The 16,759-nt window shown below is 64.7% G+C and carries 15 protein-coding genes; 9 read left to right on the top strand and 6 right to left on the bottom strand.

Annotated elements, in window-relative coordinates; genetic code table 11:
* The first annotated feature begins 105 nt into the window (after positions 1 to 105).
* The 3 genes from ASG25_RS15030 (at position 106) to ASG25_RS15020 (ending at position 2,941) form a co-directional block, all read left to right on the top strand.
* Positions 106 to 636, top strand: coding sequence for a MarR family transcriptional regulator (locus tag ASG25_RS15030; RefSeq protein ID WP_062475343.1), 531 nt, complete (start codon positions 106 to 108; stop codon positions 634 to 636).
* A 120-nt stretch (positions 637 to 756) separates the two neighbouring features.
* Positions 757 to 1,785, top strand: a complete 1,029-nt coding sequence (locus ASG25_RS15025; protein WP_062475342.1) for a LacI family DNA-binding transcriptional regulator — start codon at positions 757 to 759, stop codon at positions 1,783 to 1,785.
* A gap of 184 nt (positions 1,786 to 1,969) precedes the next feature.
* Complete coding sequence (locus ASG25_RS15020; protein WP_062475340.1) at positions 1,970 to 2,941, top strand: 2-hydroxyacid dehydrogenase; 972 nt, start codon at positions 1,970 to 1,972, stop codon at positions 2,939 to 2,941.
* 39 nt (positions 2,942 to 2,980) lie between these two features.
* Here ASG25_RS15020 and ASG25_RS15015 read toward each other — a convergent pair whose 3' ends face one another.
* Positions 2,981 to 3,730 (bottom strand): gamma-glutamyl-gamma-aminobutyrate hydrolase family protein, encoded by a 750-nt coding sequence (locus ASG25_RS15015; RefSeq protein WP_062475338.1) that lies wholly within the window; start codon positions 3,728 to 3,730, stop codon positions 2,981 to 2,983.
* 233 nt (positions 3,731 to 3,963) lie between these two features.
* On the opposite strand from ASG25_RS15015, the gene ASG25_RS15010 reads away from it, so the two are divergent.
* From ASG25_RS15010 to ASG25_RS14995, 4 genes are all read left to right on the top strand, one after another.
* Positions 3,964 to 4,188 (top strand): aa3-type cytochrome c oxidase subunit IV, encoded by a 225-nt coding sequence (locus ASG25_RS15010; RefSeq protein WP_062475336.1) that lies wholly within the window; start codon positions 3,964 to 3,966, stop codon positions 4,186 to 4,188.
* A 103-nt stretch (positions 4,189 to 4,291) separates the two neighbouring features.
* Positions 4,292 to 6,244: a glycogen debranching protein GlgX gene (gene glgX, locus ASG25_RS15005; RefSeq protein ID WP_062475333.1), complete on the top strand. Its 1,953-nt coding sequence runs from the start codon at positions 4,292 to 4,294 to the stop codon at positions 6,242 to 6,244.
* Positions 6,245 to 6,276: 32 nt separating this feature from the next.
* Positions 6,277 to 6,792: a MaoC family dehydratase gene (locus ASG25_RS15000; RefSeq protein WP_062475328.1), complete on the top strand. Its 516-nt coding sequence runs from the start codon at positions 6,277 to 6,279 to the stop codon at positions 6,790 to 6,792.
* Positions 6,785 to 7,858 (top strand): DUF2332 family protein, encoded by a 1,074-nt coding sequence (locus ASG25_RS14995; RefSeq protein ID WP_062475326.1) that lies wholly within the window; start codon positions 6,785 to 6,787, stop codon positions 7,856 to 7,858. The genes ASG25_RS15000 and ASG25_RS14995 overlap by 8 nt, the downstream gene beginning before the upstream one ends.
* A 35-nt stretch (positions 7,859 to 7,893) precedes the next feature.
* Here the strand turns inward: ASG25_RS14995 and ASG25_RS14990 are convergent, their stop codons facing one another.
* The 4 genes from ASG25_RS14990 to ASG25_RS14975 form a co-directional block, all read right to left on the bottom strand.
* Positions 7,894 to 8,442: a sarcosine oxidase subunit gamma gene (locus tag ASG25_RS14990; RefSeq protein ID WP_062475324.1), complete on the bottom strand. Its 549-nt coding sequence runs from the start codon at positions 8,440 to 8,442 to the stop codon at positions 7,894 to 7,896.
* Entirely contained in the window at positions 8,435 to 11,431 is a 2,997-nt protein-coding gene (locus tag ASG25_RS14985) for a sarcosine oxidase subunit alpha (protein WP_062475825.1), read from the bottom strand. The genes ASG25_RS14990 and ASG25_RS14985 overlap by 8 nt, the downstream gene beginning before the upstream one ends.
* Before the next feature lie 32 nt (positions 11,432 to 11,463).
* The gene (locus tag ASG25_RS14980; RefSeq protein ID WP_062475322.1) at positions 11,464 to 11,808 is read right to left on the bottom strand and encodes a sarcosine oxidase subunit delta; all 345 of its coding nucleotides are present in this window, start codon (positions 11,806 to 11,808) and stop codon (positions 11,464 to 11,466) included.
* 61 nt (positions 11,809 to 11,869) lie between these two features.
* A complete protein-coding gene (locus ASG25_RS14975; protein WP_062475319.1) occupies positions 11,870 to 13,123 on the bottom strand; it encodes a sarcosine oxidase subunit beta family protein in 1,254 nt (417 codons plus the stop codon).
* 462 nt (positions 13,124 to 13,585) lie between these two features.
* Here ASG25_RS14975 and rpsU point away from each other — a divergent pair, with 462 nt between their 5' ends.
* On the top strand, positions 13,586 to 13,834 hold the full coding sequence (gene rpsU / locus ASG25_RS14970) for a 30S ribosomal protein S21 (RefSeq protein WP_062475317.1): 249 nt from the start codon (positions 13,586 to 13,588) through the stop codon (positions 13,832 to 13,834).
* A 365-nt stretch (positions 13,835 to 14,199) separates the two neighbouring features.
* A complete protein-coding gene (locus ASG25_RS14965; RefSeq protein WP_244475216.1) occupies positions 14,200 to 15,009 on the top strand; it encodes a tetratricopeptide repeat protein in 810 nt (269 codons plus the stop codon).
* A gap of 120 nt (positions 15,010 to 15,129) precedes the next feature.
* On the opposite strand, the gene ASG25_RS14960 is transcribed toward ASG25_RS14965, so the two are convergent.
* Complete coding sequence (locus ASG25_RS14960) at positions 15,130 to 16,758, bottom strand: alpha-D-glucose phosphate-specific phosphoglucomutase (RefSeq protein WP_062475313.1); 1,629 nt, start codon at positions 16,756 to 16,758, stop codon at positions 15,130 to 15,132.
* Position 16,759 lies beyond the last annotated feature (1 nt).

Raw genomic sequence — 16,759 nt, 5'->3', positions numbered from 1 at the left:
GCATCCCGACATCAGGCCTTGCGCAGGCTCTTGCGGCCCTATTGTCATATGAGTCATACAAGCTCGACAGGGCGGTGCAAGCCTTCGCCAGGCAGGGGAGCGAGCATGGGCAAGAAAGACAAATCCGAGAAGAAAGCCAAGCAGAAAAAGATCAAGATCGACAAGATCCTCGATCATGCCGCGGTCGACGGAGAGGGGCAGCCGGAGGCGGCGACAGCGCCGGTTCTGGCGCCCTTGCTGGCACAGGCGGCCCGTTCCATGCGGACCGTGCTGTCGCGCAACCTTCTGGAAAGCGGGCTGTATGCCGGGCAGGACGGCGTGATGCTCGCGCTGGCCGAAACCGACGGGCTGACCGCCGGCGCGCTGGCAGGCCATCTCGGCGTCAAGGCTCCGACGATGACGCGAACCATCGGCCGCATGGAGGCACAGGGTTTTCTTAAGCGTAAGCCAGATGCAACGGATGCCCGGCTGACCAAGGTCTACCTCACCGAGAACGGGCGCGAGCGACTGCAGGCGATCGAAGCGGCCGCCGACCTGTCGGAGACGACGGCTCTCAAGGGCATGACGGACAAGCAGGTCCGAACATTGGCCAAGCTTTTGAAGCTCGTCGATGCCAATCTGCAGGGAAGCGAGTAGGCATTTTCTGCCGCCTCGCGCAGGGATTGCAGTCTCCTTTTAAACAGTTTAAGAGGATTTAAGGGCGCTTTCAGGCATGGCCGGAGGCGTGGAGGGGATAGCCGGGCAGACGGAGGACACGTGGCGCAGAAGATCAAGCTGTCGACGATCGCGGAGACACTGGGCGTCTCGACCGCGACCGTTTCTCTCGCCCTGCGTGACAGTCCGCTCGTTGCATCAGTGACGCGGGACAAGATCAAGGATCAGGCGCGGGCACTCGGCTATATCTACAATCGTCGTGCCGCCAGCCTTCGCACCTCTCGCTCCGGCATTATCGGCGTCGTCGTGCACGACATCATGAACCCGTTCTACGGCGAGATTCTGAAAGCCATCGAGGCGGAACTCGACCGGGACCGCCAGACCTTCATTCTCTCCAATCACTACGACTCCGTCGAAAAACAGCGCGTGTTCATCGAAACGCTGCTGCAGCTCGGAGGTGACGGCGTCATCATGTCTCCGGCCATCGGCACGCCGCCGGAGGATATCAAGCTGGCGGAAGACAACGGCATGCCGGCGATCCTCGTTGCACGCTCGATCGAAGGCGTGGACGTGCCGATCTTTCGGGGAGACGACGCCTATGGCATCTCGCTCGCAACCAATCATCTGATCAGCCTCGGCCATCGCTGCATCGCCATGGTCGGCGGAACCGACCTGACCTCGACGGGTCGTGACCGCTATCTCGGCTACGTCCAGGCCCTGCGCAAGGCGAACATCGACGTCGATCCCGATCTGCGCATTCCCGGACCGCGTTCCATGCAGGGCGGTTTCGAGGCGGCCGTGCATCTCCTGTCGCTGCCGCAGAAGCCGACGGCCGTTGTCTGCTGGAATGATCTCGTCGCCATCGGCATGATGAACGGCATCGCACGCGCCGGCCTCGTGCCCGGCCGGGATGTGTCCGTTACCGGGTACGACGATCTGGAGGAAGCCGCTATCGCCACGCCCGCCCTGACAACGGTCTGGAACGGGCAGTCGGATGTCGGGCGAAGCGCCGCACGGGCCCTGCTCGACCGCCTGAACGGCAGCCATGAGCCGGATGGTATCCACCTGATCAAACCGGAAATGCGCATCCGTCAGTCGACAGGCCCCCTGCGGCTGCAGCAGGCCGATTGAGCGATCGCCCGCCGGGTGTTTCGCGTCACCGCGTGCCCTTGCGGCAAACTCCCAGCCTTAACTCACCAACCCAGCCTCAATTGACGCAGCCGATCCGTGCGGTAGTTTCCGCTGCGCATTCGCATGCCGCAACGATCCCGTCGCGGCGCCATTTTTCTTTCGCCGACGTCTGAAAGGACACGCCATGTCGCAAGATCGCCCGATCATTCTCGTTCCCGGAAAGATGCACCCGCGTGTACTGGAGCGCATGACGACCCTCTTCGATGTCCGGCAGGTCGACGGTCCGGACGCAAGCCTGATCACGCCCGAGCTTGCCGCGGGTGTCACGGGCATTGCAACGGTCAACAATGTCCCATCGTCGCTGATGGACGCCCTGAAAAAGCTGGAAATCGTATCGAACTTCGGCGTCGGCTATGATGGGGTCGATGCGGGCCATGCCGCCCGCTCCGGCATCGTCGTCACGCATACGCCGGATGTTCTCAATGACGAGGTTGCCGATACGGCCATCGGCCTCCTGATCAACACGCTGCGCCGCCTTCCCGCTGCGGAACAATGGTTGCGCGACGGACGCTGGGTCAAGGACGGTCCCTTTCCGCTCAGCCCGCTGTCGCTCGGCGGCCGCCAGGTCGGCCTCTATGGGCTTGGCCGTATCGGGCAGGCGATCGCCCGGCGTCTCCAGGGATTCGATCTCGATATCGCCTATCACACCCGCTCTCGCCGCGACGACGTGCCCTATGCCTATCACGCGACCCTGCTCGCGCTTGCGCAGGCCGTGGACACGCTGATCGTCATCGTGCCGGGCAGCGCGGAAACGAAGCATACGGTCAATGCCGACATCCTGCAGGCGCTGGGGCCGGACGGTGTCGTCATCAATGTTGGCCGTGGTATCACTGTGGATGAAACCGCGCTGATCGCCGCCCTGCAACAGGGGGTGATCGCCGGGGCCGGACTCGATGTCTTCGAGCGCGAGCCGCAGGTGCCCGAGGCCCTGATGGCCCTGCCGCAGGTCTCGCTGCTGCCCCATGTCGCATCGGCTTCGGTCGGGACCCGCAACAAGATGGCCGACCTCGTGGTCGACAATCTGGCGTCCTGGTTTCAGAACGGCAAGGCGCTGACGCCGGTCGCCGAGACGCCGTTTACGCGACGCGCGCGATAACGCCCGTCCGTTTCGGCTCCCATCTGTTTCGCCTCTCGTCTATCTTGCCTCGCTATAGGCGCGGACAGCTTCGCCGAAGGCTGCAAAAAGGTCGTTCGAGGTCTTGTCGCGGCCGACCCAGTATTCGGGATGCCACTGCACGCCGACGGCAAAGGCCTTTGCACCGATGACGGAGACGGCCTCCACCGTGCCGTCGTCGGCCACCGCTTCTACCGCAAGGTTGGGTGCGAGATCGGAGATGGCCTGGCGGTGCAGCGAATTCACCTGGATCGCACCGGCGCCGACCACGCCGGCCAGGCAGCTGCCCGGCTCCACCATGACGGTCTGGCGAATGCCATAGGCGATGTCGAGATCCTTGACGTCGGGCTTGCGGTGATCCTGCCGGCCCGGCAGATCCTGGATCTCCGACGCGAGAGTGCCGCCGAGCGCGACATTCAGTTCCTGGATACCGCGGCAGATGGCGAGGACCGGAATGCCGCGGGTGAGCGCGCGGCGGATCAGCGGCAGGCTGGTTGCGTCCCGACCAGGATCGAACGGCCCGTCGGTTTCACCAGCTTCCCGGCCATAAAGTGTCGGGTGGACGTTGGAGCGGGAGCCACTGACCAGCAGTCCGTCCACGCGATCGAGAATGGCGTCGGGCTCGTTGCCGGCCTCGAGGGCCGGCACGAGAAGCGACATGACGCCCGAGCCGGTCAGGGCGGCGCGCACATATTGATGCGGGGCGGCATGCCAGACATTGCCCTCGATCTCACGGAAATCGGCGGGTATGGCGATGATCGGCTTCGACATGGGGCTCTCCGGTGGCGTCTCTTCCTCCGACTTGCCGGGAAGCCGTCGCCGCGTCAATGCTTCTGTTTCCCAGGATAGTCGGTTGCGGCCCTCGGATGTGTTCTGCCTTTCGTCGCCGTAAAAGCTGAGCCTTCCCATGCTCTGCGGGCCTTGACGTCGCGGAGCAGTGCGGGCATGTCTTGACGCCAAGAGGTGCCGCATCTTGCGGCGTGAAAACTTGCGGGGAGACAGACATGGCCGAACATCAGACGGGACCTTCCGAAACCGGTGCGCCGATGGATTATCCCGAACACGAGAAGACCTATCTTCACTTCCTGAGCGCTGCAAAGTTCCTCACCATCTTCTGCGTGGCGCTGCTGATTGCCATGGCTGCGGCCTTCTTCACGAGCGCCGGCTGGTTTACGGGATTCGTGCTGTTCGTGCTCCTCAACATTGCCGGCGTCGTGCTTCTGCGCTGAGGTCGGTACGCCTGGACTTTCGGGCTCATGCCACGAAATTCGTTGTATCCGCACGCGATTTGCTCTTAGCTGACCGTGTGGCCATGCAGCGAGAGGGATCACCATGACGGAAACGACCCGGCCGCTCGGTGCCACGATCACCGGTCGGTGGACGCGCTTTGCCGTGCGCTCGCGGACGGCCGACCGCATCGATCTCTGCCTTTTCCATGGCGATGGCGAGACAGAGCTTCGCCGGCTGCAAATGGGCCGCGAGGAAGGCGATGTCTTTGCGCTGACCTTGCCCGACGCGCCGATCGGAACGCGCTACGGCCTGCGCGCCCACGGCACTTACGATCCCGAGCGCGGTCTGTGGTTCGATCCGGCAAAGCTTCTGGTCGACCCCTATGCGCTGGAGCTCGATCGGCCGTTTCGGCATGACGTGCGCCTGACGCAGTTCGGCGCGGAGACGGCAGATCTCGTGCCGAAGGCGCTGGTGACAAAAGTGCCGAAGGCGCGGGGTTCCGCGCCGCGTTTTTCCAATGACGGCCTGATCTACGAGGTCGCGGTTCGGCCGTTCACCATGCAGCATCCGGATGTGCCGGAGGAGCAGCGGGGGACCGTGGCTGCCCTGGCGCATCCAGCCGTCATCGCCCACCTGAAGCGCATCGGCGTTTCCGCCGTGGAACTGATGCCGATCACCGCCTGGATCGACGAGCGGCATCTTCCGCCGCTCGGGCTTACCAATGGCTGGGGCTACAATCCCGTGGCCTTCATGGCGCTCGATCCGCGGCTGGTGCCCGGAGGGTTGACCGAACTCCGGGATGCGGTCGCCGCGCTGCACCGCGAAGGCATCGGCGTCATCCTCGATCTCGTCTTCAACCACTCCGGCGAGAGCGATTCCGAGGGGGCGACCCTCTCCATGCGCGGCCTCGACAATGCCGTCTACTATCGGCATGCCGCGCCGGGACGGCTCGTGAACGATACGGGCTGCGGCAACACCATCGCCTGCGACCATCCGACGGTCCGCTCCCTGATCCTCGACACGCTTCGTCACTTCGTCACGGCAGCCGGGATCGACGGTTTCCGGTTCGATCTCGGATCCATCCTCGGTCGTGATGCGGCAGGGTTTCGCCGGGACGCGACACTCTTGACCGAGATGCTCGCCGATCCGCTTCTTAAGGATCGCGTGCTGATCGCCGAACCTTGGGACATCGGACCGGGCGGCTATCAGCTCGGCCACTTCCCACCGCCCTTTCTTGAATGGAACGATCGCGCACGCGACGATCTCCGCCGGTTCTGGAAAGGCGAGGGGCGCATGATCGGCGCGCTTGCCGGTGCCCTGGCCGGCTCGTCCGATATCTTCGCGCAGCACGGCGGCACGCAGAGCCGCAGCGTCACCTTCATCGCCGCACATGACGGGTTTACGCTGCGGGACCTCGTGTCCAACGACCACAAGCACAATGCGGCGAACGGCGAAGACAATCGCGACGGCCACAATGAAAACCATTCCTGGAACAATGGTGTCGAAGGGGAAACGGACGACGGCGCGATCGTCGCGGCGCGCCGGCGTGACGTGAAGGCATTGCTGGCGACGCTCCTTGCCACGCGCGGCGCGATCATGATCACCGCCGGCGACGAGTTCGGGCGAACGCAGGGGGGCAACAACAATGCCTACTGCCAGGACAACCCGATCACCTGGCTCGACTGGGTCACGGCCGACGAGGACCTGATCGCCCATTGCGCCGCGCTCGGCGCCCTGCGCCGTCGTTTCGATGTGTTTAAGGGCGACGGTTTCTTCACAGGGCAGGGCGACGTGGCCTGGGTCCGCTTCGACGGCGAGCCGATGGAGGTTTCGGATTGGGAGGGTGAGCGCACCGACGGGCTCGTCATGATCCTTTCGACGCGCGATGCGACGACGGACAAGCCCTGTCGGCTGGCGGTGGTTCTGAACCGGGCGCATGCCGCGGCGGCGCTGACGCTTCCCGGGACAGGCTGGCAGTCGCTGCTGCCGGAGACAAGCACGACGGAGATCCCGGCCCGTGCGGTCGGCTGGTACGTGACGCCGGACGTCGCGTAAGGGCCGCCGAGGGTCTCACAGGAGTGACCGAGATGGATACGAACGGTACGAAGACGACGCGTGTCAGAGAGGTCGCGCTCGGGGAGGTCAAGGATCTCGTCGGGCAGGAGCTCGGAATCTCCGACTGGATCACCGTCTCCCAAGACATGATCGACCGCTTTGCCGATGCGACGGAGGATCATCAGTTCATCCATACCGATCCGGTGCGGGCGGCCGCCGAAACGCCCTATGGCGGCACCATCGCACACGGCTTCCTGTCGCTCTCGCTGCTTTCGGCCATGAACTACAATTGCCTGCCGGCGGTGCGCGAGCAGACGATGGCGATCAATTACGGCTTCGACAAGGTTCGCTTTCTTGCGCCCGTGCGGTCCGGTGCACGGGTTCGCGGTCATTTCACGCTCACCGACGCCCGTTTTCGCGGTGCGGGCATGCTCGTCGTCACTTACGAGGTCTCCGTGGAGGTGGAACAGGAAAGCAAGCCGGCCTTGACGGCGACGTGGTTGACGATCATCCAGTTCGACCCGAAGGACCGGCCGGACGATGCCTGACGCCGACGCCCGCGCCGCAGCTGTCCGGGCGGCCTTTCGGTCGCAAGCGGACGCCTGCCGTGCGCTGGGCTCACCCTTCGTCGCCCGTCTCTGCGACCTCGCTGCAGACCGGCTGACGGAAGCGCATTCGGTCGGACGCCGTGTCCTTGGCTGGACCGGAGATCCGGCTTCCTCTGCCGATTCGGTCCCCCTGCGATTTGCCGGCGCGCTGCATTCTCTGGTTCTGGGCAGCGTTGCTGAAGACCTCGCGGCTGTTTTCCCCCCGCACACCCCGGATCCCACGGCGTTATGGGCGGCCGTCGAGCGTGCCTGTCACGACCATGCCGAGCTCGTTCTCGCGCGGCTCAAGTCTCCACCCCAGACAAATGAGGTGCGACGCTCCTCAGCGCTTCTGCCGGGGTTTCTCACGATCGCCAAGCGGTTCGGTAAGCCGCTTCGCCTCTCGGAGGTCGGTGCGAGTGCGGGGCTTAATCTCCACTGGGACCGTTTCGCCTATCGTCTCGGAGATGTCTCCTGGGGCGATCCGCAATCGCCGGTGACGCTGACACCCGACTGGAAGGGCCGTACGCCGCCGGCAACGTCCCTCCTCGTTGTGGATCGGGCTGGCTGTGATCTCCGGCCTCTCGATCCCGCAAGTCCGGATGACGCGCAACGTCTTCTGTCCTACCTGTGGGCAGATCAGGCGGATCGGATTGCGCGGACACGCGCTGCGATCGCTCTTGTGGCTTCGTCGGAACATAAGGTCGAGGCCGTGGATGCCGTCTCGTGGCTAGAGCGCCGCCTGGCCCTTGCCCGCCCGGGCTCAGTGCATGTCGTCTATCACACGATTGCTTGGCAATACCTGTCGGCGAAGGACCGCGAACGCGGCGTAGCGCTGATCGGGAAAGCCGGTCGCGCGGCGACGGAGGCGGCACCCTTCGCGCGTCTGTCGCTCGAGAACGATGGAACGCAGCCGGGTGCGGCTCTGACGCTGCAGATGTGGCCCAGCGGCGAGCGTCACGAGGTGGGCCGTGCAGATTTCCACGGCCGCTGGGTCGACTGGAGCGGCTGGCCCGGCCTATCCTGACGCCGAAAGCGGGCCTGCACCCACTGATGCGGCGGTCAGTGGCTCGCGTCCACAGCGCCCGCCGCCAGCAATCCGGAGACATAAGGCGCGAAGGAGCGCCAGCATTCGACGCGGAAGGCCGTTTCGCCGGTGCGCAGGAGCACGATCTCCGCCTTGCCGAAGACGGTGCGCGAGCAGCCACCGACGGGAAAGGCCTTCAGCGACAGATCCTGCGGGCAACCGACATTGATGGCCGCGGCCGCGCCGGGGCCGTCGACGAGTATGGCCGTATTCCGATGCGAGATGTCGGTGGCGGAATGCAGGACACCCGCCGCGGCGGCCATGCCCAAGAGGTCCGTATCCAGCGCGTCGATCACGAGCCACTCGTCGGGGCCGAGCCAGAGCGCGTGACGCGCGGCGTTGGTGGCCGAGGTCTTCGGACGGGTCGGCAACGACAGTCCGAGCGCCGTCGAGAGCGCTTCGACCGCCTCCGGCCTGGCGCGTAGCGACAGGCGGCTTGCCGGCGGTGCCGGCGTCAGACGGACGGTGGCGGAGCTCCCGTGGAAACCGCGAAGCGGCAGGGTTCGGGTTGCGAGATCAGCCATGAATGCGGCCACCTTCCTTGTCAAAGAACACCATGTCGCTGACCTCGACGGCGATCGTTCTATCGGCCATCGGGACGTAAAGGGTCTGACCGAGCCGCGCCTTGCCGCCAGCCACCACCGCCAGGGCGATGGAGCGTCCGCAGTTTTCCGACCAGTAGGCCGAGGTGACATGGCCGAGCATGGTCATGGGTTTCGGCTGGTTGGGATCGGCGACGATCTGGGCCCCTTCCTCCAGCACGACGTTCGGATCCTTGGTCAGCAGGCCGACGAGCTGCTTGCGGCCATCCCGCACGAGGTCGGGGCGCTTCATGCCGCGAATGCCGACGAAATCAGCCTTCTTCTTGCCGACGGCCCAGGACAGGCTGGCATCATCCGGCGTCAGCGTGCCGTCGGTATCCTGCCCGACGATGATATAGCCCTTTTCGGCGCGCAGAATGTGCATGGTTTCCGTCCCGTAGGCGCAGCCATCCACCGCCTCGACGCGGGCCCGGATCGCGTTCCAGACGTCCGGGCCGAAATCGGCGGGGACGTTGACCTCGAAGCCGAGTTCGCCGGTAAAGGACATGCGGAAGAGCCGTGTCGGGACGCCGCAGATCCGGCCTTCGGCCACGCTCATATGCGGAAAGGCCTCGTTGGAAATGTCGATGCCTTCGACGAGCGGCGCGATGATCTCGCGGGCCTTCGGGCCTTGCAGCGCGATCACGGCCCACTGTTCGGTGGCAGAGGTCAGCCACACGTTCAGGTGCGGGAACTCGGTCTGGAGATAGTCCTCCATATGATGCATGACACGCGCGGCGCCGCCCGTCGTGGTGGTCACGTGGAAACGGTCCTCGGCCATCCGGCCGACAACGCCGTCGTCATAGATGAATCCGTCTTCCCGCAACATGATGCCATAGCGGCAGCGACCAGGCTTCAACGTGTCCCAGCTGTTGGTATAGATCAGGTTGAGGAAGGCGGCCGCGTCGGGCCCGACGACCTCGATCTTGCCGAGCGTGGACGCGTCGAACATGCCGACCGTCTGGCGCACCGTGCGGCACTCGCGATTGACCGCCGCATGCATGTCCTCGCCGGGCCGCGGATAATACCACGCGCGCTTCCACTGTCCCACATCCTCGAAGGCGGCGCCCATGGCCTCTTCGGCCTCGTGCATCGACGTCTTGCGGGTGGGGTCGAAGAGATCGCCGCGTGAATGGCCGATCAAGGTCCCGAAGGTCACCGGCGTATAGGGCGCGCGAAAGGTGGTGAGGCCGACTTCCGGGATCCCGCGGCCAAGCGTTTCCGCCGCGATCGCCAGACCATGGATGTTGGACAGCTTGCCCTGATCGGTCGCCATGCCATTGGTGGTGAAACGCTTGATATGCTCGATCGAGTGCATGCCTTCGCGCACGGCCAGCCGGATATCCTTGGCGCAGACGTCGTTCTGGAAGTCGATGAAGGCCTTGACGTCGTCCTCGGGTCCGGCACCGTAGGCAGCGCCCGCCATGCCGCCTGTCCAGGCGAAGGCTTGCGTGCCGGCAAGGTCGAGGCGCGCGCCGCCCGCAAACCCGGCAGCCTGCGCGGCCAGTTCGCCGGCGTCGACGGCTTCGCCAAGGGTTGCAGCGATGTCGGTCGTGCCGTTGCAGGCGCCGATCGAGATGCAGTCCTGCGCGTAGATGCCGGGCAGGAAGCGCTGCGTCTCCGCGTCGAAGGCCACCTTGCCGCGCGATTGCGAGAACATGTGCACCGACGGCGTCCAGCCGGAAGAGGTGATCAACGCATCGATCGCAATCGAGCGGGCGCTGCTTCCGCCGCTGACGCGACGGACGGACATGGCGGAGACACGGAGCTTGCCCTTGGTGTCGGTTACGGCATGGCCGGTCAGAACCTCGATACCGAGGGCCCGCGCTTCCGCCAGCACGGCACTCCCCGGCTGCTCCCGGCAATCAACGATGGCCGGGATGGCGATGCCCGCGCGGTGGAGGTCGAAGGCGGCCTCGTAGGCGCTGTCATGCGCGGTGTAGACGCCGACCTTGCGACCGACGGCGACGCCGAAATGGTTGAGATAGGTGCGCGCGGCCGAGGCCAGCATGATGCCGGGACGGTCGTTATTGGCAAACACCATGTGACGTTCGATGGCGCCGGTCGCAATGACGACACGCTTGGCGCGCACCTGCCAGAGCCGCTCGCGCGGCGCCGTGCGGTCGGGGCGCGAGACATGGTCCGTGACGCGTTCGGCGAGTGCGACGAAATTCTGGGCGTAGTAGCCGAAGGCCGTCGTGCGCGTCAGGAGGGTGACGTTGTCCAGGGCAGCCAGCCGGCGCGCGGCCGCCTGCGCCCAGTCATAGCCGTTCTGGCCATCGATCATGACGCCGGTATCGTGGTGCAGTGCGCCGCCGACCTCGGGCTGCTCGTCGCAGAGGATCACGCGCGCACCCGTCCCGGCCGCGGCCAGGGCGGCCGTCAGGCCGGCGACGCCCGCACCCATTACCAGCACGTCGCAATGGGCGTAACGGCTGGCATAGGCATCGGTATCGTCTTCCGTCGGAGAGACGCCAAGGCCGGCTGCGGCTCGAATGCGGGGCTCGTAGATGCTCTTCCAGGCCTGCTTCGGCCACATGAAGGTCTTGTAGTAGAAGCCGGCGGCGAAGAAGGGCGCCAGAATGTTGTTGATGCCCCCGACGTCGAAGGTGAGCGAGGGGTACCGGTTCTGGGAAGCGACGGTCATGCCGTCGAACACTTCCTGAACGGTCGCGCGCACGTTCGGCTGGCGGCGGGCATTGTCGCGCATGACGTCGATCAGCGCGTTCGGCTCTTCCGGGCCGGCGGACACGATGCCGCGCGGGCGGTGATACTTGAACGAACGGCCGACCAGATGGACCCCATTGGCGATCAGCGCCGAAGCGACGGTGTCGCCCTGAAGGCCCTGATAGGTGCGGCCATCAAAGGTGAAGCGCGCTGTTCTCGCGGGTGTCAGGCGGCCCTTGCCGGGAAGGCGGTTCGCTCCCCCCATGCTGGCGGCGTTCGCAGTCCGATGGGCGCCGCTCATTCCGCACGTCCTTCCGTGGCTTCATAGGTTTCGACAACGGTCTCGTCGGTCATGGCAGCGATCGGCAGCTGTGGTTTCGGTTCGCCCGCCTTGTACGTCTTCAGGAATCGGTCGCTGACCGTATCGCGCGCCGCGTTGAAGAACCGGCCGCAGCCGGCCACATGGCGCCAGCGCTCGAAGATCAGGCCCTTCGGGTTATCCCGCAGGAAGAAGTACGCCTCGAAGTCCTCGTCCGAGATGGCGGCGATGTTTTCGGGCCGGGCGATATGGGCATCACCGGCTGCCCGGAACTCGAGTTCGGAGCGCTCTTCCTCACAATAGGGGCAGTGGATCAAAAGCATGGACGTATTCCTGGTGCGGGGACGGACGGTCTGCGGCGAAAGCGGGCTGGCGTGGCCATGGTCAGTGCGCCACGGCCGCGGCTGCCGCCTCGTCGATCAGGCGTCCGGAGCGGAAGCGGTCGAGCGTCAGGCCCGCCGCCAGCCGATGCGGCTCCCCCTTGGCGATCAGATGGGCGAACAGATGGGCCGATCCCGGCGTCGCCTTGAAGCCGCCCGTTCCCCAGCCGCAATTGACATACAGGTTCGGCACGGGCGTCACGCCCTGAATGGCGGAGCGATCCGGCGTGTTGTCGGTGATGCCGCCCCACTGGCGCATCATCTTGACGCGTCGGAAGATCGGGAACAGCTCGCAGATGGCGTCGAGCGTGTGGGTGATGATCTGCAGTCCGCCGGTCTGGGAGTAGGAGTTGTACTGGTCGGTGCCGGCGCCGATGACGAGCTCGCCCTTGTCGGACTGCGAGATATAGGCGTGCACCGTGTTCGACATGACGACGCAGGGGAAGATCGGCTTCAGCGGTTCGGATACGAGCGCCTGCAAGGGCACCGAATGCAAGGGCACCCGCACGCCGGCCATTGCCATGATCACGGAATTGTGGCCTGAGGCGGAGACCCCGATCCTCTTTGCGCCAATGAAGCCGCGATTGGTATCGACGCCGGTGACGACGCCGTCGGGACCACGGCGAATGCCGGTGACCTCGCAGTTCTGGATGATGTGGACGCCGCGGTCCGAGGCGGCGCGCGCATAGCCCCAGGCGACGGCGTCGTGGCGAGCGGTGCCGCCGCGGCGCTGCAAGGCGGCGCCGTTGATGGGGAAGCGGGCAGACGCGGAAATGTCGAGCGGCGGACAGAATTCCTTGGCCTGTTCAGGCGAAAGCCATTCGTTGTCGATGCCGTAAAGCCGGTTCGCGTGAATGTGACGCTTGAACACCTGCTGGTCGTGGATGCCGTGCGACAGCATCATCACGCCGCGCGGCGAATACATGACGTTGTAGTTCAGGTCCTGCGACAGGTTTTCCCAGAGCTTCAGCGAGTGCTCGTAGATGTCCATGCTCTCGTCGTAGAGATAGTTGGACCGGATGATGGTGGTGTTGCGGCCGGTATTGCCGCCGCCGAGCCAGCCTTTTTCGAGCACGGCGACATTGGTGATCCCGTGTTCCTTCGCAAGGTAGTAGGCCGCGCCCAGGCCGTGCCCGCCGCCACCGATGATGATGGCATCATAGGAAGCCCGCGGCTCGGGGGAGACCCATTGCGCTTCCCAGCCCTTGTGCGCCCGCATGGCTTCGCGTGCCACGGCAAAAACCGAATATTTGCGCATTCGCCTCATCTCCTGTGCGGCACGCCCGACCGTCGTTTCAACACATCGCAAATCAAGGCGCGTCGCAACGTCCATTTTGCGACAAGGCACGCCTTCACTTTCGACACCGCGACAATGTGAGACCCCGTTGCGGAAAATGCGGAACGCCAATCTCCGACGCGGCCAGCGCTGCCAGGACTGTGCGAGCGCGGTCTGGAAAAGACCCGGCGTGCGGCGCGGCAGGACAGAGCAGCTTTCAAGCCATGGTGTCGATGACGCGCGCCGGACAGATGCCGATTGCTGCAATTTCGGGCGCGGGTGGACTTTGGCGCTGTCATCTGCTATCTGCCGCCCATTCTCGCAGGGGCGTGACCCTGGCGAACAAAGAACCGTGCCGTTCGGCTCTGCTCCAAGCACAGCCCGGGATCGGCCAACAGACACAGCCTGAGCGATCTCGGCTCGATATCAAGGAATGGTAAGCACGTGCAGGTACTCGTTCGCGACAACAATGTTGACCAGGCGCTTCGTGCGCTGAAGAAGAAGCTGCAGCGCGAAGGCGTCTTCCGCGAAATGCGCGCCCGCGAAGCCTATGAGAAGCCGTCGCAGCGCCGTGCGCGCGAAAAGGCCGAAGGCATCAGCCGCGTCCGCAAGCTCGCCCGCAAGCAGGCCCAGCGCGAAGGCCTGTTGCCGATGCCGAAGGCCGCGGCCAAGTTTGCGGCCAAGGCACGCTGAACGGCCGATCGTTCGGAAACTGTGGCGGCGGAGGCGTTCAGGCGCCGCCGCCGTTTCCTTATGCCGGCAGCTGGCCTCACGTTCGCCTGATGACGACGTGTTTCCGCCCGGCACAGGTAGACGGCCTGTTCGCGACATGTCATCAAGGTCGATATCCGTTCGCCGATGGTGGATTCGCGACGGATGCGGCTCTTGCCTGAACGAACCGCACGTTGCGGCGTTACAGTGGCAGCCGCGGTTCAAGACCGCGGAGTATGACGTGCCTGAGGCATTCTTGATTTGAGGGATCAATCTTGACATCGACTGTGACGACAGAGGATTTCGCCGGCCGGGACGTGTCCCGTGGCGCACGGCGCTCCGGCCGACTGGGCATTCTCGCAGCGCTTGGCGCCACACTGCTTCTGTCGGCTTGCCAGACGGATCCGTCCAACGACAGCACGCTGCAGGTCGAGCGGGCACAGGGCTCCGAGCAGAACATCGCTTCGCTCTCCGGCGTCATCAACAGCGATCCGAGCAATCCCGAAGGATACAACGTTCGCGGCTCCGCCTATGGTCGTGCCGGCGAGTTCCGCCGGGCGGTCGCCGATTTCAACAAGGCGATCGAGCTCAATCCCCGCTTCTATCAGGCCTTTGCGAACCGTGCGCTTGTCGAGCGGAACATGGGTGACCTCGCCGAAGCGCTGGCCGACTACAACACGGCCCTGCAGCTCAATCCGCGCTACGACGTTGCCTATATCGGCCGCGGCAATCTCTACCGTCAGAGCGGCCGGCTGGACCAGGCCTTTGCCGATTTCAACAAGGCGATCGAGAACGACACGACCGATCCGCGCGCCTATCACAATCGGGGCCTGATCTATCAGGCCCGCAACCAGCATGGACAGGCGATCGAGGATTTCTCGACGGCCATCTCGCTGTCGCCGAGTTCGCCAGAGCCGTATAACGGTCGCGGGATCTCCTACGTCGCGCAGAACGACGACGACAACGCCTTTGCCGATTTCAACACGGCCATCAATCTGAACGGCAAGATCGCCGAATCCTGGGCGAACCAGGCGCTGGTCTACGAGCGCCGTGGCGAAAAGGCCAAGGCGCAGCGCTCTTACGGCCATGCCCTGCAGCTCGATCCGAAATACGAGCCCGCCCGCGCCGGCCTTGCCCGCGTCAAGGCTGCCTCCTGAGGCTTTTCCAAGTCCAACATCAACAAAAAACGCCGCTTCGAAGCGGCGTTTTTTGTTTTTGGACCAGTATGAAAGCGTTGCCGGGCTTCCGCTCACCATCAGGGGAAGCCCGGCCTGCGATCAGGTGATGACGGTCGGCTCGGCGCGGCCTGTCCGCTCCTTGATGCCGGCCAGCGTATTTGCGGCTTCGATCAGGTCGGCGAGGGCGACCTGCGTATCGATGTCGTGCTTGGCGGCATCGGGCTCGAAGCGCTCGATATAGACGCGGAGGGTCGCGCCGGAGGTTCCGGTGCCCGACAGGCGGAAGACCACGCGCGAGCCGCCCTCAAACAGGATGCGAATGCCCTGATGGTTGCTGACCGACTGGTCGACCGGATCGTGGTAGGAGAAATCGTCCGCCGTCTCGATCACGAGATCCCCAAGCTTGCGGCCGGGGAGCGTCGCGAGTTGCCCGCGAAGCGTTTCCATCAGGCCGTTTGCGGCCGCGGAGTCCACCTCTTCATAGTCGTGGCGCGAATAGTAGTTCCGGCCATAGGTGGTCCAGTGTTCGCGGGCAATGTCGACCACGCTTTCCTTGCGGACGGCAAGGATGTTCAGCCACAGGAGAACGGCCCAGAGACCGTCCTTCTCACGGACGTGGCTCGAGCCGGTTCCGGCGCTCTCTTCGCCGCAGATCGTTGCAAGGCCTGCATCCAGCAGGTTGCCGAAGAATTTCCAGCCGGTCGGCGTCTCGTAGATGCCGATGCCGAGTTTCTCCGCCACGCGGTCGGCAGCACCCGAGGTGGGCATCGAGCGGGCGATGCCGGCAAGCCCCTTGGCATAGCCAGGCGCGAGCGTGGCGTTCGCCGCGAGCATGGCGAGGCTGTCGGACGGCGTTACGAAGATGCCCTTGCCGATGATGAGATTGCGATCGCCGTCCCCGTCCGAGGCCGCGCCGAAGTCGGGCGCGTCGTCCCCCATCATTTCCTCGTAGAGCGCGCGGGCGTGGACGAGGTTGGGATCGGGGTGGTGGCCGCCAAAGTCGGGCAGGGGCACGAAATTGAGCACGGACCCCTTGGCGGCGCCCAGCCGGTTTTCGAGGATCTCCTTGGCATAGGGGCCGGTCACGGCGCTCATCGCATCGAAGACGATGCGGAAGCCGCTGGCGAGATGGGCGCGAATGGCCGGAAAATCGAACAGGCTTTCCATCAGTTCGGCATAGTCGGAGACCGGATTGATGACCTGAACGGTCATGCCCGCGACGTCCTGCTCGCCTTCCGCGTCGAGATTGACATCCGCGACATCCGCGATCTTGTAGGTCTCGATGGTCTTGGTGCGCGCGTAGATCGCGTCGGTCACCTTCTCGGGCGCAGGCCCGCCATTGCCGATATTGTACTTGATGCCGAAGTCTTCTGTCGGGCCACCGGGATTGTGGCTTGCCGAGAGCACGATGCCGCCGAAGGCTTCGTACTTGCGGATGACGTGGGAGGCCGCTGGCGTCGAGAGAATGCCGCCGCGGCCGACGAGAACACGACCGAAGCCGTTTGCCGCCGCCATCTTGATGGCGATCTGGATGACCTCGCGGTTGTAGAACCGGCCGTCGCCGCCGATGACCAGCGTCTTGCCGGCAAAGCCTTCGAGGCTGTCGAAGATCGACTGGATGAAGTTCTCGGCGTAATTCTGCTGCTGGAACACCGGAACCTTCTTGCGAAGCCCCGAGGTTCCGGGTTTCTGGTCGGTATAGGGCGTCGTAGTCACGGTTTTCGTCATG

The sequence above is a fragment of the Rhizobium sp. Leaf384 genome (assembly GCF_001424065.1).
Taxonomy (GTDB): Bacteria; Pseudomonadota; Alphaproteobacteria; order Rhizobiales; family Rhizobiaceae; genus Ferranicluibacter.
The sequence above is the reverse complement of the archived record's forward strand: the minus strand, read 5'-3'. Positions and strand labels throughout refer to the sequence as shown.